Genomic DNA, 17,478 nt, shown 5'->3' with positions numbered 1-17,478 from the left:
TATTAGGTCTTAGACATTTTCCAATTCTTGCCTTCTGGATAGATTAATCCTTGTTTTCTAAGGCTTTGCAGATTATTTTTTATTTTATTGTATTTCTGTTGTTCGTCTAAAACGTCTGGAAGTTTAGCTAAAAGGATATCTTCAAAATCGGATTTTTTACCTTCTCCAAACTTTCTGATATAATCAAGAATAATCTTCTGGCAATACTCATCATCGATTCCTCGTTGCTTGATATAATCTCCTTTTTCCCCTGTAGCCTTTGCCAGATTAAGGGAAATGTGAAAGTTAGGTTTTCTTCCCTCAATTAGTTTTTTAGCCTTTAATCTTTTAATTTCTTCGTCCTTCAACGATTTGTTTTTTGAAACTTTATCAAGAGCCATAATGTCTTCTAAACTCAAATCTGGAACAGTCGCTAATTTACGGGCGTAATTAATATCCATTACTTTACCAGTGATAGTTACATTAACTTTGTCATTAACCAGTTCATAATCGGGTAAAGGGAAAAATTTTCTTCTTTGAATTAAATACATTTTTTTAATACCGCTACCAATAGTATCTATCATATTCAGATTTACCATGGCTTCCGTTAAAAATTTATTTCGGTAGCGGAACTCAGGAGCATCAGCTACCACAACCTCTTCTACACTTTTTGGAATAAACTTTCCGGCATTACTAAAAGTTAAACGACCGTCTTCATTCTCCACTACAATGATTTTTCCGCCAATGGTGTAATCTTGATGCGCAATACAGTTGTTTAAAGCTTCTCTAATGATATACGGATCGTACTGATCTACTTCTTCAGGAAATAATGTTCCATCAGTAATGTATCGGTATTTCAGATTTCTTATTTTTTGGTACACCAGTTCTGTACTCAATAGAAGGGGACAAGTGAAATGAGCATAATCTTTTTCTAAATTATCCCGGTCTTTAAGAATCCAAGTAATTTTTGAAGTGGCGGGATTGATATAGTGCTCTGATTCTGACTTACCAAGCAAAAGAATAGCTGTTCTGGTAATTTGACCTTTGATGCATACCTTGGCTTTATTTAAGAAAGTCATATCATCCCATTCCGTAATTTGTTCTGCTAAATGAGGGTTTTTAGTTTTGTAAGAGGCTCTCGCTTTTAGTATCGCTTCGGGCGATAAATCTTCTAATCCTGCCTCTTCAACAAGTACTGCGCTCCAGTCTTCTGTCGTGGCTTGTTCTCTGATTCGCTCGTATTCCTCAGTATTCAAGGCGTTTATTTCTTCACCGTCTCTTCCGTAATAATGTCCTTTCCAAGCTATTGGAAACCCTTTTGGAGCGCTAGGAATTTCAAATAATATTACTCTCCCATGAGGTGTACTAACGTCATAAATTTCTATAAAAGTGATACGCCCAGTAGTATGGTTGGCAATCTCAGCCTTAAGACTGTGCAAGTCTGCGGGACTATTCCTGAATTGACTACCTACAATGCTTTTGTCTTTGTCCTTAACGCCAAAGACTAACCAAGCAGATGACTGGTTTTTGAGATTGGCTTCATTGCAAAGTGCTGAAAAATACTTGCCCAGTTTATCAAAATCATATTGGTTTTTGGCTTCCTTAAACTCTACGATTTCACTCTCGTAGTCGTGAGAAAGGAGCTCTTGCAATTTCGCTTGTATTTGGGTGTTATTTTTCATTACTAGCAATAATTATTCGTTTTCATAGCTTTCTGCATCCTCTGCAACCATATCTAATTCCTCTTCTATTTCCTCATACAATTCCTCTTGTTCTGAAACAGTAGGGATTACAAAGGCTCTCACATCTATCTTTCCTGTTACTGCTTCTGCGATTAAAGCGGTGCGGTATTCTTGCGTTAATACAATTTCTTTCTCTATAGTTTGGATTAATTGATTGAGTTGGAACGTTTCTTCTTCAATAGACAAAACAATTTCTTTTTGAACATCTAAAGGAGGACAACTTATTTTCAAGCCACCAATAAAATTCCAACTAGCACGAGGCATTTTTGCTCCAAATGTTGAGTTGTCAACCATTTTTATAAACCCAGAAGAAAGCATTCTAAACTTCAAGAATTCACTATTCCAAATTTTTGTATTTGGAGTTAAAACTAACAATTCATTCACACAACTACCTTCAAAATTTGGTGCTACAACTTTTGCTAAATAAGGCCTTAATTTTCCAAATAATATATCTCCCTTTTTAAAAATGGTTCCAATACCTTCAAATGAATTTTTATTTAATTCTAATATTCTTCCCGTTTTTCCTTCAATATTTTCTAATGCTATTTTTGTATGTTCACTCTCTTGTTTGTCGAATGCGTTATGTTGATTTAGGCGTACGGAATACTTCAACTTCCTCACTTCCCAATGCTCTGGAATATCTCCCAACCATTCGATAGCACTTGGTTTCATTGTAGCATTAGGATCTAAACCTTTGGTAACGGCATGGTTTATTATTCCTGCTTTTTGCTCGTTAAGGAGCTTTATAAGTTGTTTTTTCTTGCGTATAAAGCGGTCTATCTTGGCAGTTTTGTAGTCGAGAAAATTGGCTATGGCAGTTTGTTCTTCTAAAGAAGGGATTACGGTTTTTATATTAAAAAATTTATCCGTGTATAATCTCAATCGGCTGTCTATGATGCCTGTTGATTGTTTTTTAAATTCTTGTTGTGCATTTTTAGTTCTAAATAAATAGCCAAAATATTTTTCACCACCAATTAAAGATTTGTATACGCAATAGGCTGGACTAGTGATGCCATCATATTTTGATATTCCTAAACTACCATTCCAAGCAAGCATAATGTTAATTACTAAATCTCCTTTCTCTACTATTTTGTAACCAACTAACGTTTTTGCATTTGTCATAAAATCACCATTCACAACTTTGTCAGACTTTCTGGTCACACCTGTGTAATGAGAAACTGAAAGTAAATCTTCTGACCCTATTTCACTTCTTTTATCTTGCTCTTTGAAAACATATTTAATTCGTTTAATACTCCAATGTTCCGGGACATCACCTAACCATGAAATTCCAGAAGGCTTGTATTTGCTGTATGGTTTTATGTTTTCCATTACGCAATAATTTCTTTTAATAAACCATCGGTTTCTTGTTCTAAAATAAGAATATCAGTCACAATATCTTTTAGAGTACGTAATCCTTCGTATTGATAAAAATATTTATTAAAAGCTATTTCATAGCCTATCTTCATCTTCGTTTTGTCATACCAAGCATCAGGAGCAAAAGGTAGTACTTCACGTTTAAAGTAGTTGTCAATAGGCTCTTTCATAGGTACATTTTCTGTATCCTTTAATTTACTATCACTCTTTGATTTACCTTTGCTGTCTTTAATGATTTTGCCTTTATCGTCTTTTTCTGGTTGGTTTACCGTGATTTGGTAAAAACCAAAATCTTCGTTGTCAAATATCTTGCTGTATTCGTTTTCTTCAAAGTCAAAATAAAGTTCTTGTATAGCTTCAATATGATTTACTTGAAGTTCATTTCGTTTACTTCCTAATGGCTTTCTCATTTTACGGTAAAAGGCATCCGAAGAAGCATTGATTAATTGCACTTTCCCTTTGCGTTTTTTCTCTTTTACATTGGTTACAAACCATACATAAGTAGCAATACCGGTGTTGTAGAAAATATCGTTGGGTAATTGAACAATGCACTCTAACAAATCATTTTCTATAATGTATTGGCGAATGCCACTTTCACCACTTCCTGCATCGCCAGTAAATAAGGCAGAACCATTGTGAACAGAAGCTATACGGCTACCACCATCTTTTGGGTCTTTCATTTTAGAAAGCATGTGGAGCATAAACATCAACTGTCCATCATTGCTTCTTGAGGTCAAACAAGTTTCTTCGAGTTCGCCTTTGAAGTTTTTAATGGGTAAGTTAAAACGTTTGTCAACAATGCTTATTTTCTTTTCCGTACCTACGTTTAGGTTTTCTTGGTCTTGTTTCCAAGTCGTTCCATAAGGTGGGTTGGTTAACATGAAGTTGAACTTCAAATCCGGATCAAAACCATATTCACTCAAAGTAGAGCCATATTTTATTTTATCAGGATCTTCTCCTTTCAACAGCATATCCGATTTACAAGTGGCGTACATTTCGCCTGTATTTTCTTGTCCGTATAAATGGAAAGTGGCTTTTGATTTGATTTCACCTTCAGGATTAGTAGCAAACAACTTAGATTGTGTCAGCATCGCTCCTGAGCCCACACAAGGATCATAAACTAAATACGTTCCCTGTTGTATTTTGTCTTTTACCGGCAAGTACACTAAATGTGTCATTAACTCAATAATTTCTCTAGGCGTAAAGTGTCGCCCAGCTGCTGCATTGGTTTTCTCGTTAAATCTTCTAATCAAATCCTCAAACATATACCCCATTGCCATAGGAGAAATTTTGTCTGGACTTAATTCTAATTTTGGATTACAGAATTTCTCTAAAAGAGAGAAAGTAATGCCTGTGTTTTCAAAAGTTTCTAATTGGTTACGAAACTTAAATTTACTAATTATGTCTTGTACGTTTTCTGAAAATCCGTTGAGATAATCTAGAAAGTTGGTGTTGATATTTTTTGGATCAGCCAATAACTTTTTCATAGTGTACTGAGAGGTATTGTAAAAAGCTAAGCCTGTACCGTGTTGCTCACTGGTCAATAAACCAGAGAGATTATCAATTTTACCTTTGAAATCCTCATAGGTTTTAAAAACTTTTTCTTTAGAAGGCTCTAAAGCCAAATCCAATCGTCTTAAAACAGTCATTGGAAGAATTACATCTTGGTACTGGTTTTCGAGGTATTTGTTGATTAAAACATCATCGGCAACTGACCAGATGAAGTTGATTATGGGTTGAAGGCTTTGTGTATTTAAGCTCATGGATTTTAAGATGTATTTTTAACAATCGCTAAGGTATTGAATTTTTTATGAATGCTATTGAGGGAAAGCGTAAAGGACAGCATTTTTACAGATTTCTAAACCATAAGTTGGTTTATCTTAGTTAGAGTGCAAATTCCAATGATATTGACAATTTGGTTGTAAGGATAAATTATTGAGAAGGTAGGAAAGAATAACGGTTTCGCTATCAAGGAGTCTAGTATCGCCATATCCATTATATAGATTTGGTTTAAAATGAAAAAAGACGGTTGTTACACCGTCTTAATTTTAGGAATACATCTAAATAAAACATCCGCTATTTTTTTGCTAAAATAATGTGTTATATAATTAAGAATGTTTTTTTGTCCTGTCATTAATAAATTATACTGTTAGGACATTGTATTTTTACACAAGATTGTTTTCAAATTTACTAATATAAATTTGATTTGATGAAGATTGAACCTACCCCGAAAAACAGCAATTATCTAATTTTAAAAAATATTTCTACTTCTACTCTTGGTGTCAATGGTGAATTTGACTGTTTGTTTGATGCTGTTAATAAAACTTCTACCAATAACGTTATTGATGGATATAAAAGTATGTATGACGCATTTGAATTATATAATCTCGAAATTGATGATATAACAAAATTACTAGATCCATTTTTTCAAAAAGTAGGTTTAGCATCCTTGGCAGGAACTTCTTATTCTGGTAAATCCACTTTTATTAGACATCTTAGCTTAAGTATCGTTTTGATAAAAGAAACTTTTATTAGATGCAAAATAAATACTAAAAGCAATAAGGTTATTTATTTTGAATTTTATAGAACTTATTCTTTAGGATATTGTCTTCATTAATTCCAATAATTCTATGTATTCTTTTTTTGACAGTTTTTTACAAGTTAATAAACCACTTAAAATATTAAGTGTTAGTTCTCCTGGTAAATGTAACCATAGAGGGTTATTAAATGCATAAGGAAATCCTGCTTTGTCATCTTCCCCATTCCATCTCATTGCACAAACTATTTTAGAATTCCCTACAATGTTTCCCACTGCAATTGAGAACCCATCGTGATTGTAAATTACTTCTCTTAATGTAAATGTTTGCGAGTGTTTTACGGATTCTGGTGTAGGCATCTTTATATGTTTTGGAAATTGAAAAGTAAATAGAATAAATGAATATTCCAATTGTTTTAAGATAAAAATTACGTTGTTAAGTTTATTCAAGAGACTTCAGCAGTAAAAAATCATCAATAATAATTTAGTGATAGTTTTATTAATGCATAACAACTATTCTCGGACACTATTTTCTAAAAATTATTATCAGATCTTTTTTTAAAAGAAAAGACGGCTATAAAACAGTCTTTAGTTATTTACAAATAATTCCAAAATAAATCTACAGCTATTTTGGCACTAAATAATGTTTAAAATAAATAATAATTTTTTTATAAAATATTTTATATAGTTGAATTTTAAAATTTTACAATAAAAAAGGAGGCTTTTACACCTCCTTTAATTTTAATCATATTTCCAAATATAACCACCGCTATTTTTACGTTCTCCACGACAGCATCTGGTAATGCAAGTCTTCGATACTTCTGTTTTCCTAGAAGCTTCTGAAGCTGAAACAAATCGAGCTAATTCCTCACCTTCTAAATTGTATTGAATGACTTGTTTTTTTCTGGTATCAGGTTCAATTACAAATTGCTCTTTGTAATCATAGCTCCATAAATAACCTCCTAATGTATGATTTACACTCCAACAAGCTCTAGATACGTCTTGTTTTCTAACATTAATGCTATTTCCTGCTGTTGTTAAATCTTCATAGGTGGTGTTTAAAGAACCATCTAAATTGTACTGATAAACGGTTTTTTTGATGCCCCCTCCACGATCAGAATTATAGCCATCTTCAACTGAATTGTACTCAAAAATATATTTTCTCTCTTTTAGGGCTAATTCATCATTTGTTGAAGCGGTGTCTATCTCTTCCCAAGTGAAAGCTTCGGGACCATAAGTCCCGATTGCTTCCTGAAAATAACTGCCAACTTTTTTACTGGCTTTTTGTAGGTGGTCTTGTTTACGTTCCTCAATGCTCTTTGAAGTTGAACCAATATAGACCTCTTCTGTAATTGTGTTTACCACTTTGTAGATTAAACTATTTCCCATTTTGAACGGTATTAGAGCTTAAAATAAAAGTATAGTTCCCGCCAGAAGAATTTGTTGAAAAATCAACTCCTTTTTTATTGGCATATATATTAAGCCATTTGGTCATTTGATGCGGTGATGTTTCTTGCATATCAGGATAAAGGATCTTAAAGCCTTTTTCGAATTCTCTTTTATCTATTAAGGTGTCGTTTTGGACATATGTATCAGCATATGTAACAAACTGCTCATTAAGTCCATCTAGAAATTTATTTTGAGATAAATTAATGTGAGGTACTTTGTACAAACCATACTGAAGATAGGCTTGGCAACAACCCATCATAAATTGATAAAACTTACTCCATTCATCTTCATCCCATTGCGATCCAAAAAATCGATTACCAAATTCTATTTCTGGAGTAAAGTCTAGATTGTATTGATTGCTGATTTCAAATTCGTGTCTTCGTCTTTCATCGGAAGAACCTCCAGGACCAGAAACATAGTAATTTGAAGTAATCAATAATTTTGGAGAATTGTTGAAGTCGATGTAAAATGCTTTCTCTCTTTTTCTTTCCACTTCTATTCCAGAAGTAATCATTGGGAAGAATCCTTCAAAGCTGTAATGCCTTTTCAAATCATCAAAAACTAGAACATCTGTAGTTAATTCAACCCTTTGGTTCTTAAACCAACTACCTTCTTTTATTTCCTTAGCGTCGAAAATCTCTACCTCTCTACATTTCTTCAATGCCATTGACAAAAGGGTTTTTCCAGTACCTCCATTAGCTTGATTGTTTTGGCTCATTTTTTCATCGTAAAGAATGATAGCTTTAGGCTCTCCAACTTCTTTATTTCTGTGTAATAAATATCCTAAGATGGTTTTTAAGGCTAATAACCTTTCTGTGTTTTTTCCTGTGATGTTTTCACAAAACACTTCAAACTGACCTTTTTCCGATGGATATGTAAAAAATTTTTGAATGATTCTCTTTTCCCATAATGGATTTTGAAGGTTTGAATAGTCATAAGATGAAATTCCGTTTTTATCTATTTCACAATAGCAATTATTAAAATAAAACCTTGAACTCGTTCTTGCGTCTCGATCATTTATGTTTGCAATTGTAGGGAGCATATCTAATTTCTTAGCAGTAATATAACTACCAACCCCTTTAACATATACTTCTAATACCTCTGGTTTCTTTTCTTGTATAAGGTAATCCTTAATTTCATTTGCCATTTGCCCTTCAGTAGCTTGGCTTAATCTATTATTCGTCATTTTGGCAAAGACATAATTGTTTTCTCCAATATTGACCTTAACGTAACCTTTAGAAGCTAGGTAGGTTAATAAACCTACTTGTAAAATCTTTGGAGCTCCATTTTCTGTCCAGAAGATTTCCTTTTTCTTTTCTGTATTCATATAATTTGTTTCAATTAATTTCTAACATCCTCTTTACTTTTTTGCAGTTGGATGCTTTAACTGCATCAGTTGAAATCAATAGGTGGTTTTACGTGTTTCGGCTGAATTACGTTAAAACGGAACCTTTTCTGTTTTTAACTGGTGCAATATTAATAGAAACGGTGAGTGATAAAAGAGGAAAATATATTTCCCCACTGAAAATCAAATGTTTATATTTTTAAATTGAAGAAGTTTTCTATAGAAAAAATAGTGCTTAGATGGTTTAAAGCAAATATTGAAGTTTTATTACCCCCAATAAAATCACTTATTTTTTTAGAAGCCTGTTTTACTTCAACAAATTGATTGTTTTCTGAATTATAAGCTAAAAATGTTTTTTCAATCCACTGTCCGAGTGTATTATTGTGATTTTCTTTTATAATCTTATTTTCCCTTAAAACTAGCATTAATAAGATTAACTCTGTTTGACTCAAGTTGACTTTAATTTTATTATCATTGGAGTAATTTACAATCTTATATCTATCAAAAATATAATTACTTACAATAATAAGCTGTTCGTGTAATAATGATATAATTTCATTAGACAAATAATCAAATTCATTGAGGTGCTGGTCTAAATCATTAATTCGTTGAAGCTTTATATCAACAAACTCTAATTTTTGTTCTTTTTTATATAAAAATTCAGTCTCTATTCGTAGTTCAAAATTCTCAATGTATTTTTGTGCCAAAAAATTAATCTCACCAACGAGGAAGTCTTTTTCAAACCAAATAGTTTTATAATTCTCAATATTATTTTCATCACAATCTTTATAAATGATTTTAAAATCATCAGTTCTAATTTCTGAAAATACATCTTGATTAGAATTTCTATCGTCTTGACAATTAAATTTGTTTTGAAGATTTAAATAATTTTCTTTTGTGATAAAGCTATTAAAGGAGGCCTCTATAATCATAGTAAAAAAGTTGACGTCAACTTTGACAAGTTATTTTTAAAAATAATAGGTACCGCAATTTAATAAAATTACGCTACCTATTTTTAATCTAGATTTACATTTTCAGGGTTTTTTTGATAAGGCAGAGAACGACTCAAAAGTTTGATTATACAAAATACAACATAACTGCTTTTTAGCTATTTATATAAGAATCTCAAAGTGATGATAATAATAAGCGTTCATTTCAATTATGAATACGGTTTTAATTTCACTGGTTACTTTGATTTCTGTAACTAAAACTATTTGTCCAATCTTGAGCCAGCCTATATTGTTTATCACTAGTACTCTGAAAGGGCATTTTAACTTGATTAATTGGTTATTCCAAGTAATAATATATACTTCTTTGGGGTTACTAAACTTGAGTAATTCAGCTAATTCATGGTCTGTCATGATTAATAATTTTAAATAACTAAATGGTTACATAAAGTATGTGTTAGCTATATTTATTAATGCAGAAACCAATTGTAGGATTGATTTTCCATGCTATTTGCTAGGTGATTGATAAAGCCGTATGCATTGACATTCCTTTCTAAGTTTGAATCAATGTAGGTGGACTTATTAGCCTCTGTAAGCAAGTTGTACAGCTTCCAGATGTTGATTGATTTATTCTCTGATTTACAGAAATGAGGATCTATGTTGTAATCTCGAAGCACAATATTTAATTGTGAATCATTTACTGCCAATGGGAATAACTGTAGTTTTTCTTCTTTTCCTAAATGAGCGTATAGCTTCATCTTACCCACTAAATGTGCAAATTGAGTTTCCGATAGACTCAAATCATTCATTTTTTCTAGCTGAATAAGATGCTCCTTCTTTTTATAGCTATTGATTAATTCGTAAACTTTAGCTTTTAATTCAGAAATAGAACTTACCCTTAAATCGTCTTTCAGTCCATCTGTTGATATACACAAGTTGGTACAAACTGTATTTTGAAATCCTACAAATACCTTGAATTTTTCTAATGACTTTTTTGAAAATAAATTTTCTTGATTGTACGATCTAACTCCGCCAATTGTTAGATTCAGTTTATTACCATTAATGATCTCACTGATTTCAGGTACTTCAATTACAAATGCCATGCGCTCATAATAGATAGTTTTTTCATGCTCTAGTAACTCTTTTGCAGGCTTGCCAATTGCGTTTGGAGTTCTGCCTTTGATCACGTGAGATACTCTAATATCAGGCTTTAAAATACCATTGTAATTGAGTATATCTTCTACAACTTCTTTGGTGCTATTGATAAACTCATAATGAGAAATAGTACACTCATTATCTTTGGCAAATACAGGAATTGTACACTCATTTTTTAAATGCTCTAAATCCACATTCAATGTGTTGGCTTCAATAAAGTTTCTTTTAGGGAATACAATTATTTCCTCTTCATCAATGACTTGATTGGCGGGGTTATTTAATACTAAATTCATTGTTTTCTAGATTAGGTTGTTGAATAACTTGTTCGTTTGGGATAATTTGATTGCTAAGATTATCCAGTGTTTCTTTACGTAATACTATTAATGGATATAGTTCTTTACTTAAATGTGGATATTGAGTATATAATAATTTTAAACTCTCTTCAGTTGTACAGGAATTTATTTCCTCTTTGATTTCTTCTAATGAAATTCCATCATTACTCCATTCCATCAAACGTTTACCTGTAGCAGAATTAATGATAAATTCAGGTTTTCCAGAAAATAGTCCTGTTCTATCTTTTGATGATGATACCAGATGTTTATCGTTTAAGAATTCAAAATTTACGGTAAGCTCATATTCGAATCCTTCCCGCGTAATCTCTTTCATCCCTAGTTTACTAACCTTGGTTTTACCATCAGAACCTTTATCAATGCTATAATCTACTTTTCTTCTGCTTGTCGTTATTAAATGACACTTAGAAAGTATTATAGCATCTATAAAAGCATTGTGTCTGGGTGTCACTTTAGCCCAATCCTGAAACCTTCCCCCTAATTGTTCATGGATTTCAAGGCACCCAGACTTTCCTTGCCATTCATGGCTTATGGAATCGATGATAATCACTGATATATCAGCTTCTTCACATACTTGAATCGCTTTGATATAACGTTCAGGAGAAAATGGTTCTTCTAATGATAACACATTGAAATCTCCTAAATGAGAATATAAACTAGCACTATTATTTTCAGTATCGATTAATGCTATTTTTTTCCAATTTCCTGTCATTCCGTATGCTAATAATAATGCTGAATAGGTTTTGCCAAATCCTGAAGGTCCTGATAATCCAATTCGTAACTTGACTTGATGTCTTTTGGCTTGTTGTAGTTTCATAATAAATGATGTATTGATTTATAATTTTTTTAGATTATGCGGTATAATTTAAATTCGTGATATAAAAAAAGGACTCCAAATTAATGGAATCCCTTATTTTTATAGTGAAGAAGGTGTTTTAAGCAACCAGTTCTTTATCGACTAGATTGTTACTTAGAATTTCTTCTTCATCTGAAATGTACTCGTAACGATGCGTAAGAGTAATGATTTCACCAGTATCTTTTACGGTGTATTCATAATCATCACATTCTACCTTTTTCACACTTCCATCAAGTGTTGTGCCAACTAAGCTTTTGCAAGTAGTTTCATTAAAAGTAGTTGGTACTGTTGCTGTTTTAGCAGTAAAGTACATTTTACTAGTTTGTGCGCTTCTAACTGCTTCAAGTCCCCCTTGAACAACTAGCGCAAAGAAGTTTTCTCCGTTTTCTTTTGAGAATGTCTTGTAATCTGTGATTGTAACCATGGTTTTAAAATTTAAAGATTATTATACATTTTTGGTATTTCCGTCTCCCAACTATTGGGGGGCTATATCCCAATGTTTAACTGAGAGGGCTGGGATTGATAGTTTATAAAGCACATTCAGAAGGAAAAAAATTTTAAAAAAATTTTAAAAAATAAAAAAGGCTCAACTTTACTTAAGCTGAACCTATAGGTAATAGAATAGTTTCATTCTTTAATCTTCTGAAATGTTTAAAAAGTAAGCATGTCCCATTTGAAAACCATCCATTTCTGGATTAGATTCACAATGTTTCAAGTATAATTCATTAAACTTGATAATGGATATAAAATCATCTCCTTTAAAATAAATATTGGGGAATTTTCCGATAAGTTTTGCTGTTTTATCTGTATAATTGATCTCCTTAAAACAGCCCGTTAAAGATTGTGTCTCACAAAAAAATAATTTTGAATATTGATCAATCCATTTTTGTATTTCGGCGATATCAAAGTTCTCAAATGTAGATACAGCTATTTTTGCATTCTTATAGTATTTAAGAGTGTCAGTATAGAATTGAAATGTAGAATATAGTTCTTTAAAATCATTGTATTTAAACATTAAATAATCGTTTTCTATTCCGTTATAAACCGATTCATACATTTTAAGCCAATTAAAAATAATATCGCTAGTTAAAATTTGAATCTCATTATTAATAAATTTTTCAAAGGCAATAGTACACTTGTGGAGTGTAATTACATAATCATTTGTTGGGTTAAAATTGGCTTTTTCATCTTCTCCAAAAAATAATTCCCAAGGATGCAAATCCCAAACATCTTCTTGTGAGTTTACTTCAACACTATTAGAAATATTTAAAATAGTTCCTTCTTTTTCTTCAATAATAAATTCCGGCTCAAACTCGAATTTATCGAAACTTAAGTAATAAATATTGCTAGTTTTGTCCTTTTGTTTCAATTTTAGGAATTCAATTTCTATTCCCAAGTTGTAATTATTGAAGATATAATTTAGTCTTTCTAAAAAAACTGATTTAGGTACGCCATAATACGTAATGTTGTCAGATAAAATGGTATCTAACATATCAATATCCATTCTTTGTAAATAATATAGTAAGGCTTCTTTTTGTGTCATTTAAACTGGTTTTGTAAATTCAATAGAAACTTTTTAGCGGTGTTAGGAGGGTAGATTTTTTTTTTGGAGAAGTATCTGTATTATTTTGATGATTCTTCCTAAAAAGGCATTGTATCTAAGTAAATTTCATCCGCAGATTCCTTTACCCTTATACACAATCGAGAATGTTTATGTAGGCTATCATATAAGTTGTAATGAAACGTATTTTCGTCTTCTTCCCAACTTGGTTTTTCAATCTGAAAAGTCATTGGTTCTACTGAATTGTCTTTTGCTGATAGAAGCATTTGCTTAAAGAACCTGAAAAACCTTGTTTTATTAGGCATATCAGTTATTACTTTTTCAGATTGTAAATAAGGTAAAAATAGGTCTGGATTGAAATTTAGACAAGATTCAATAAGTTTATTCAAGATTATTTCATTTGTGTATTCTTGTTTAACTATGTTCATTTCTCTAGTTATTTGTTTTTTTATTTGTAATTGAAAAACTAGTTTTCATTGATAGAATTTATTACTTCTTGTAGTCTTTGTTTATTAGATCCCTTTTTAATCCAATAAAGGTGTTGATTGTGGAGTTTTTTGTTGTTTAGGGGTAGATAAATATTATATGTAAATAAAAATAATCATTGCAATTAAAATTAAGGGTAATATCATTAAAACACAACCCGATTTATCTCTACCTACAATTTTATTTCTATTAAATTCATTTAGAAATTCTAAATGTTTAGGACTGTAATTGTGCTGAAATACCATTTTTGAAATAAGTTCAATCCATTCATCAATAGATAAATCTTCTTTAATAAAATTACTTGATGTTTTTGCTTTTTCTAACAACCCTTTATTTGTACAAATATGCAAAATAACACTATTGTCATAATAATCTAATTCATATGTTATTTCGCCAGCTTTTTTACCAAATAATATCAAAGACATAGTATAAAAAACATGTTTTGAACTATTTTTAATTAAAATTGTATTAGTTCCCTCGCTTGCATTTCTCATTGCAATTAAAAAATTTGGAAATTTATCACCTAGTGTACTCATGTTTTAAATTTTTATATTTATTGTTTTTAATGTAAAAAAACAATCTAACTAAAATCTTTTGAAACTAAATTTAGTGTTTAATGAGCTTTTTTCGATTTTATACTGATTTAAATCATAATTCAAAAACGAATCATTCCTTGTTAAAATCATGCTCATACCATCTTTGAATATTTTTCCATCCCATTCAAAATATGAATTCTCATCGATTATATTGTTTTCTATGTTTTTAGTGTCATACGACTCGTAAAATCTTATATTTATTTTACCATTATTAATCTTATGCTTTGTAATTCCTTCATAATGTTTATAACTCCTTAATTCCGAAAATTTCTTATATATGATTTTCAATTCTGAATCATTAAATTCACTTTCAATATCAGAAGTATTTATAAAACAAGCCATTTTATAATGGTTAAACATCAATATAAAATCATAACTTATTGGTTCATTGTTTAAAGTATTATAACCTATCAAATTTGCTATATAATAACCATTTAATTTTATGTCAATAAGGTCATCGTCAAGATAGGGTGCAAATACAAATCCCCAAAATATAAATGGTCCTAGAAAACAAATTGGAACAAGAATTATATTTACAATACCTGATTTGATGTCTGTAGAAGCCATAAAATCTAAAATAAACATTAGTGAGATTATTGAGACAACTATATATATTACAGCGATAGTGGCTGTTTTCTTATTTGTTAAATCCATATTACAAACAGTTCAATTCGTTAATTAATATTGAGTTATTTTCTGTAATCGTCGCGCCATAAGTTTTTCCGTTCATTTTAAAAAATAAACTTTTTAATGAATTGTTTTCAAGATTTTTTTTACTAGAACTATCCAAATCAAATAATGCTAGAGTTAAATCCCTGCCATTCATTTTAATTTTGTTGGAGTTTATCAATTTTAAAACAATACTTTTTTGACTAGTAGTTTGAATGGTTAAATCTCCTTTTACATCCATTGGATTTATTTCTTTGAATAAAACTGAAATACTTACCATGTATTTATTTGTTGTTACGTTTTTATATATTGCTGTAGCAACCTCATAATTCGACTGTCTTATTATGGGCTTAGGATTAAAGTATTTTATTTTATTTCCGTCAGGTTTATTATTAGTTTTGATGTCACATTGAGCATTTACTAACACACTAATTAGCAATCCAATTATAAAAAAGTAGTTTTTCATTTTTAAGAATTTTAAAAGATTTTTTTTATTTAATAAATGTCAGTGAGTAAACCATTTTGCTATTGCTTGGATCTAGCATATTATTTAAAAATATAGTCTCATTATCGCTAATGAATGATTCGACTTCAATTCCTTTTTTTATTGTTTTCCCAGTACTTTTATATGTTGATTTTTTTAAATCGTTTACCAACTTATTGTACGTTTCCATGTTATAAGTAAGAAAAACTACTACTTTATCGTTAAACTGGACAATATCATTAGTTGATTCTGATTTCCATTGGTTAGCAAATTGTGTTTGTAAGGATATAAAACTATTGTTTTTTAAGAATTTCTCAATTTCATTATCTGGTTTTGATTTGAATGAAGTTAACTCTTTGAATGTAATTTCCCTTTGGCTTTTATTGGTCGAAGATATTTTATCTTTACATGATAAAATCGAAATAATTATAAATGTTATTGTTATTACTTTTTTCATTTTTTTTGGTATAATATTATGCTTACTCTATTCAGTTTATAGCAGTCCTACAATCAAGAAAATAATTCGTTAATTTAAATTTTAAAATGGCATTATGTCTAAATAAATTTTATCGTTATTTTTCTTGATCTATATTGAAAGTAAAGGGTATTTGTGAACAATGTAATAAAAATTGTAATTGCTCGATTCTTTGTCTGTCTCATATGTTGACTCTTCAATTTTTAAGGTTAATTTTCCTTTTGCTCGAAGTTGAGGATCGTTTGGCCTGTCTTTAAAAGAATCGTAAAGAGCCGTTTTATTGGGTGCATCCGTTTCTATGTACTTTGACATTAAAAAAGGCAAAAATGATTGGATATAGTTATTTAGACACGATAATATCAAATTTGCCTTAATTTTATCTATTGGTATTGTTACTTCCATTAGGTTGCCAAATCACCGTTAGTATTTATTTAATTTCGGAATTTTGCTCCCAAATAGTTACCGGTTTTAGGCAATGAATCCAAATCATAGCAATTATTGGTGAAATAAATCCTAACGTTCCCCATGTTGCAGTGCTTCTGTTCAGTTCTTTTGCTTTTGCGGAACATACAAATATGCCTACTATTCTCAATATTAAAAATATAATTATTACTCCTGGTTCCATATGTTTATTTATTTAAAAGGTTATATTTAATTCGTTAATTGCTCTTGTTTTAAGTAAGTTTAATTTGTCAAAATTTCTTTCATGTCTTGAAATTTCCTGAAATATTTCTTCTGCTATTTTTTGTTTTGGGTCATCGATGAATTTATCTGGATGACATTTTCTGCTAAGTTCTTTGTATAAACCTCTTGAACTATTTATGCTATTCATTAGACCATCCATGTCTATCTTTGTGGATTTTGCGCTTTTGACAGTGTATCTTTCCAGTTCAGATAATGCAAGCTTATTTTTTTTAGATTTAAGCTTAAAAACTAGTAATAGAATTAGAAATAATTCTAAAATAGCTATCCACATAAAAACAGAACTCATTAGTGAGACTTTGTTATCGATTTGTAATGAATTTTTAGCAAGCGTTTGTGATGCAAGTATAAAGTTTGTCATTTTATTTTCTATTAATTAATATATCCACCAATGTTTGCATGATCTTTCAATGCCCATTTGCAGCCATTGTAACCTTGACTATCATTGACTTCTAATGTATCCCAACCTAATGCAATAAGCTTTCTAACAAGCTCTTCATTATCTAACACGACTCTCCCAACTTCTATCAGTTCACTTTTTTCAAGACGTCTTCCTGAAAGTGCTTTTATTCTGAATCCACCACTCATGAATTTTGAAAACGCATGTTGATAGGCGCTTTCTCCCCTTGTTATTCTTGCTTCCAAAAGAGTAGGGGCAATTCCTGAGATGAACGAGTTTTTTCCTGCTCTGTTGAAGTCACGGATTAACTTATAACGTTCACCCATTTCGCCAAACCAATCGGCAACAACCATAATTTTATACCACATATTT

At 30.6% G+C, this 17,478-nt stretch carries 22 protein-coding genes; 1 reads left to right on the top strand and 21 read right to left on the bottom strand.

The features are described 5' to 3' along the window. Positions 1 to 2 precede the first annotated feature (2 nt). Genes AB3G36_RS03725 through AB3G36_RS03715 form a run of 3 tightly spaced genes read right to left on the bottom strand, consistent with a single transcriptional unit; the run spans position 3 to position 4,858 of the window. Positions 3 to 1,661, bottom strand: a complete 1,659-nt coding sequence (locus AB3G36_RS03725) for an RNA-binding domain-containing protein (protein ID WP_367756141.1) — start codon at positions 1,659 to 1,661, stop codon at positions 3 to 5. 12 nt (positions 1,662 to 1,673) lie between these two features. Next, positions 1,674 to 3,050, bottom strand: a complete 1,377-nt coding sequence (locus AB3G36_RS03720; protein WP_367756139.1) for a restriction endonuclease subunit S — start codon at positions 3,048 to 3,050, stop codon at positions 1,674 to 1,676. Then, entirely contained in the window at positions 3,050 to 4,858 is a 1,809-nt protein-coding gene (locus AB3G36_RS03715; RefSeq protein WP_367756137.1) for an N-6 DNA methylase, read from the bottom strand. The genes AB3G36_RS03720 and AB3G36_RS03715 overlap by 1 nt, the downstream gene beginning before the upstream one ends. A gap of 446 nt (positions 4,859 to 5,304) precedes the next feature. On the opposite strand from AB3G36_RS03715, the gene AB3G36_RS03710 reads away from it, so the two are divergent. Further along, positions 5,305 to 5,712: a hypothetical protein gene (locus AB3G36_RS03710; RefSeq protein ID WP_367756135.1), complete on the top strand. Its 408-nt coding sequence runs from the start codon at positions 5,305 to 5,307 to the stop codon at positions 5,710 to 5,712. Here AB3G36_RS03710 and AB3G36_RS03705 read toward each other — a convergent pair. The 18 genes from AB3G36_RS03705 to AB3G36_RS03620 form a co-directional block, all read right to left on the bottom strand. Then, positions 5,692 to 5,991 (bottom strand): hypothetical protein, encoded by a 300-nt coding sequence (locus AB3G36_RS03705; protein ID WP_367756133.1) that lies wholly within the window; start codon positions 5,989 to 5,991, stop codon positions 5,692 to 5,694. The two genes, AB3G36_RS03710 and AB3G36_RS03705, sit on opposite strands and share 21 nt — an antisense overlap. Positions 5,992 to 6,372: 381 nt before the next feature. Next, positions 6,373 to 7,020, bottom strand: a complete 648-nt coding sequence (locus AB3G36_RS03700) for an NUMOD1 domain-containing DNA-binding protein (RefSeq protein WP_367756131.1) — start codon at positions 7,018 to 7,020, stop codon at positions 6,373 to 6,375. Continuing rightward, positions 7,010 to 8,407 carry a primase-helicase family protein gene (locus AB3G36_RS03695; protein ID WP_367756129.1) on the bottom strand — a complete coding sequence of 466 codons (1,398 nt, stop codon included), beginning with the start codon at positions 8,405 to 8,407 and terminating at the stop codon, positions 7,010 to 7,012. Before AB3G36_RS03695 ends, AB3G36_RS03700 begins: the two co-directional genes overlap by 11 nt. A gap of 209 nt (positions 8,408 to 8,616) precedes the next feature. Next, entirely contained in the window at positions 8,617 to 9,357 is a 741-nt protein-coding gene (locus AB3G36_RS03690; RefSeq protein WP_367756127.1) for a hypothetical protein, read from the bottom strand. Between the two features lie 180 nt (positions 9,358 to 9,537). Continuing rightward, the gene (locus tag AB3G36_RS03685; RefSeq protein ID WP_367756125.1) at positions 9,538 to 9,786 is read right to left on the bottom strand and encodes a hypothetical protein; all 249 of its coding nucleotides are present in this window, start codon (positions 9,784 to 9,786) and stop codon (positions 9,538 to 9,540) included. Between the two features lie 56 nt (positions 9,787 to 9,842). After that, positions 9,843 to 10,820: a DUF3871 family protein gene (locus tag AB3G36_RS03680; protein WP_367756123.1), complete on the bottom strand. Its 978-nt coding sequence runs from the start codon at positions 10,818 to 10,820 to the stop codon at positions 9,843 to 9,845. Continuing rightward, positions 10,801 to 11,694, bottom strand: a complete 894-nt coding sequence (locus AB3G36_RS03675; protein WP_367756121.1) for an AAA family ATPase — start codon at positions 11,692 to 11,694, stop codon at positions 10,801 to 10,803. The genes AB3G36_RS03680 and AB3G36_RS03675 overlap by 20 nt, the downstream gene beginning before the upstream one ends. A 118-nt stretch (positions 11,695 to 11,812) precedes the next feature. Continuing rightward, a complete protein-coding gene (locus AB3G36_RS03670; RefSeq protein ID WP_367756119.1) occupies positions 11,813 to 12,157 on the bottom strand; it encodes a hypothetical protein in 345 nt (114 codons plus the stop codon). 210 nt (positions 12,158 to 12,367) lie between these two features. Continuing rightward, entirely contained in the window at positions 12,368 to 13,276 is a 909-nt protein-coding gene (locus tag AB3G36_RS03665; protein WP_367756117.1) for a hypothetical protein, read from the bottom strand. Between the two features lie 98 nt (positions 13,277 to 13,374). Further along, a complete protein-coding gene (locus tag AB3G36_RS03660) occupies positions 13,375 to 13,722 on the bottom strand; it encodes a hypothetical protein (protein WP_367756115.1) in 348 nt (115 codons plus the stop codon). Between the two features lie 153 nt (positions 13,723 to 13,875). Next, on the bottom strand, positions 13,876 to 14,316 hold the full coding sequence (locus tag AB3G36_RS03655; RefSeq protein ID WP_367756113.1) for a hypothetical protein: 441 nt from the start codon (positions 14,314 to 14,316) through the stop codon (positions 13,876 to 13,878). Positions 14,317 to 14,364: 48 nt separating this feature from the next. Next, positions 14,365 to 15,030 (bottom strand): hypothetical protein, encoded by a 666-nt coding sequence (locus tag AB3G36_RS03650; protein ID WP_367756111.1) that lies wholly within the window; start codon positions 15,028 to 15,030, stop codon positions 14,365 to 14,367. A gap of 1 nt (position 15,031) precedes the next feature. Then, positions 15,032 to 15,511 carry a hypothetical protein gene (locus tag AB3G36_RS03645; RefSeq protein ID WP_367756109.1) on the bottom strand — a complete coding sequence of 160 codons (480 nt, stop codon included), beginning with the start codon at positions 15,509 to 15,511 and terminating at the stop codon, positions 15,032 to 15,034. A 25-nt stretch (positions 15,512 to 15,536) separates the two neighbouring features. Beyond that, on the bottom strand, positions 15,537 to 15,986 hold the full coding sequence (locus tag AB3G36_RS03640; RefSeq protein WP_367756107.1) for a hypothetical protein: 450 nt from the start codon (positions 15,984 to 15,986) through the stop codon (positions 15,537 to 15,539). 129 nt (positions 15,987 to 16,115) lie between these two features. After that, on the bottom strand, positions 16,116 to 16,316 hold the full coding sequence (locus tag AB3G36_RS03635) for a hypothetical protein (protein ID WP_367756105.1): 201 nt from the start codon (positions 16,314 to 16,316) through the stop codon (positions 16,116 to 16,118). A gap of 115 nt (positions 16,317 to 16,431) precedes the next feature. After that, positions 16,432 to 16,629 (bottom strand): hypothetical protein, encoded by a 198-nt coding sequence (locus AB3G36_RS03630; RefSeq protein WP_367756103.1) that lies wholly within the window; start codon positions 16,627 to 16,629, stop codon positions 16,432 to 16,434. 12 nt (positions 16,630 to 16,641) lie between these two features. Then, entirely contained in the window at positions 16,642 to 17,067 is a 426-nt protein-coding gene (locus AB3G36_RS03625; RefSeq protein WP_367756101.1) for a hypothetical protein, read from the bottom strand. Positions 17,068 to 17,078: 11 nt separating this feature from the next. Further along, the gene (locus AB3G36_RS03620; RefSeq protein WP_367756099.1) at positions 17,079 to 17,474 is read right to left on the bottom strand and encodes a hypothetical protein; all 396 of its coding nucleotides are present in this window, start codon (positions 17,472 to 17,474) and stop codon (positions 17,079 to 17,081) included. Positions 17,475 to 17,478: the final 4 nt, after the last annotated feature.

Source organism: Flavobacterium sp. WC2430 (genome assembly GCF_040822075.1).
GTDB lineage: Bacteria > Bacteroidota > Bacteroidia > Flavobacteriales > Flavobacteriaceae > Flavobacterium.
Note: the sequence above shows the minus strand (reverse complement) of the source record. Positions and strands in the feature narration are given on the sequence as shown.

What these genes read in the sequence shown, in the direction of transcription:
- AB3G36_RS03725 (WP_367756141.1), bottom strand. Translation starts at nt 1,661, where the DNA reads ATGAAAAATAACACCCAAATACAAGCGAAATTGCAAGAGCTCCTTTCT.
- AB3G36_RS03720 (WP_367756139.1), bottom strand. Translation starts at nt 3,050, where the DNA reads ATGGAAAACATAAAACCATACAGCAAATACAAGCCTTCTGGAATTTCA.
- AB3G36_RS03715 (WP_367756137.1), bottom strand. Translation starts at nt 4,858, where the DNA reads ATGAGCTTAAATACACAAAGCCTTCAACCCATAATCAACTTCATCTGG.
- AB3G36_RS03710 (WP_367756135.1), top strand. Translation starts at nt 5,305, where the DNA reads ATGAAGATTGAACCTACCCCGAAAAACAGCAATTATCTAATTTTAAAA.
- AB3G36_RS03705 (WP_367756133.1), bottom strand. Translation starts at nt 5,991, where the DNA reads ATGCCTACACCAGAATCCGTAAAACACTCGCAAACATTTACATTAAGA.
- AB3G36_RS03700 (WP_367756131.1), bottom strand. Translation starts at nt 7,020, where the DNA reads ATGGGAAATAGTTTAATCTACAAAGTGGTAAACACAATTACAGAAGAG.
- AB3G36_RS03695 (WP_367756129.1), bottom strand. Translation starts at nt 8,407, where the DNA reads ATGAATACAGAAAAGAAAAAGGAAATCTTCTGGACAGAAAATGGAGCT.
- AB3G36_RS03690 (WP_367756127.1), bottom strand. Translation starts at nt 9,357, where the DNA reads ATGATTATAGAGGCCTCCTTTAATAGCTTTATCACAAAAGAAAATTAT.
- AB3G36_RS03685 (WP_367756125.1), bottom strand. Translation starts at nt 9,786, where the DNA reads ATGACAGACCATGAATTAGCTGAATTACTCAAGTTTAGTAACCCCAAA.
- AB3G36_RS03680 (WP_367756123.1), bottom strand. Translation starts at nt 10,820, where the DNA reads ATGAATTTAGTATTAAATAACCCCGCCAATCAAGTCATTGATGAAGAG.
- AB3G36_RS03675 (WP_367756121.1), bottom strand. Translation starts at nt 11,694, where the DNA reads ATGAAACTACAACAAGCCAAAAGACATCAAGTCAAGTTACGAATTGGA.
- AB3G36_RS03670 (WP_367756119.1), bottom strand. Translation starts at nt 12,157, where the DNA reads ATGGTTACAATCACAGATTACAAGACATTCTCAAAAGAAAACGGAGAA.
- AB3G36_RS03665 (WP_367756117.1), bottom strand. Translation starts at nt 13,276, where the DNA reads ATGACACAAAAAGAAGCCTTACTATATTATTTACAAAGAATGGATATT.
- AB3G36_RS03660 (WP_367756115.1), bottom strand. Translation starts at nt 13,722, where the DNA reads ATGAACATAGTTAAACAAGAATACACAAATGAAATAATCTTGAATAAA.
- AB3G36_RS03655 (WP_367756113.1), bottom strand. Translation starts at nt 14,316, where the DNA reads ATGAGTACACTAGGTGATAAATTTCCAAATTTTTTAATTGCAATGAGA.
- AB3G36_RS03650 (WP_367756111.1), bottom strand. Translation starts at nt 15,030, where the DNA reads ATGGATTTAACAAATAAGAAAACAGCCACTATCGCTGTAATATATATA.
- AB3G36_RS03645 (WP_367756109.1), bottom strand. Translation starts at nt 15,511, where the DNA reads ATGAAAAACTACTTTTTTATAATTGGATTGCTAATTAGTGTGTTAGTA.
- AB3G36_RS03640 (WP_367756107.1), bottom strand. Translation starts at nt 15,986, where the DNA reads ATGAAAAAAGTAATAACAATAACATTTATAATTATTTCGATTTTATCA.
- AB3G36_RS03635 (WP_367756105.1), bottom strand. Translation starts at nt 16,316, where the DNA reads ATGTCAAAGTACATAGAAACGGATGCACCCAATAAAACGGCTCTTTAC.
- AB3G36_RS03630 (WP_367756103.1), bottom strand. Translation starts at nt 16,629, where the DNA reads ATGGAACCAGGAGTAATAATTATATTTTTAATATTGAGAATAGTAGGC.
- AB3G36_RS03625 (WP_367756101.1), bottom strand. Translation starts at nt 17,067, where the DNA reads ATGACAAACTTTATACTTGCATCACAAACGCTTGCTAAAAATTCATTA.
- AB3G36_RS03620 (WP_367756099.1), bottom strand. Translation starts at nt 17,474, where the DNA reads ATGTGGTATAAAATTATGGTTGTTGCCGATTGGTTTGGCGAAATGGGT.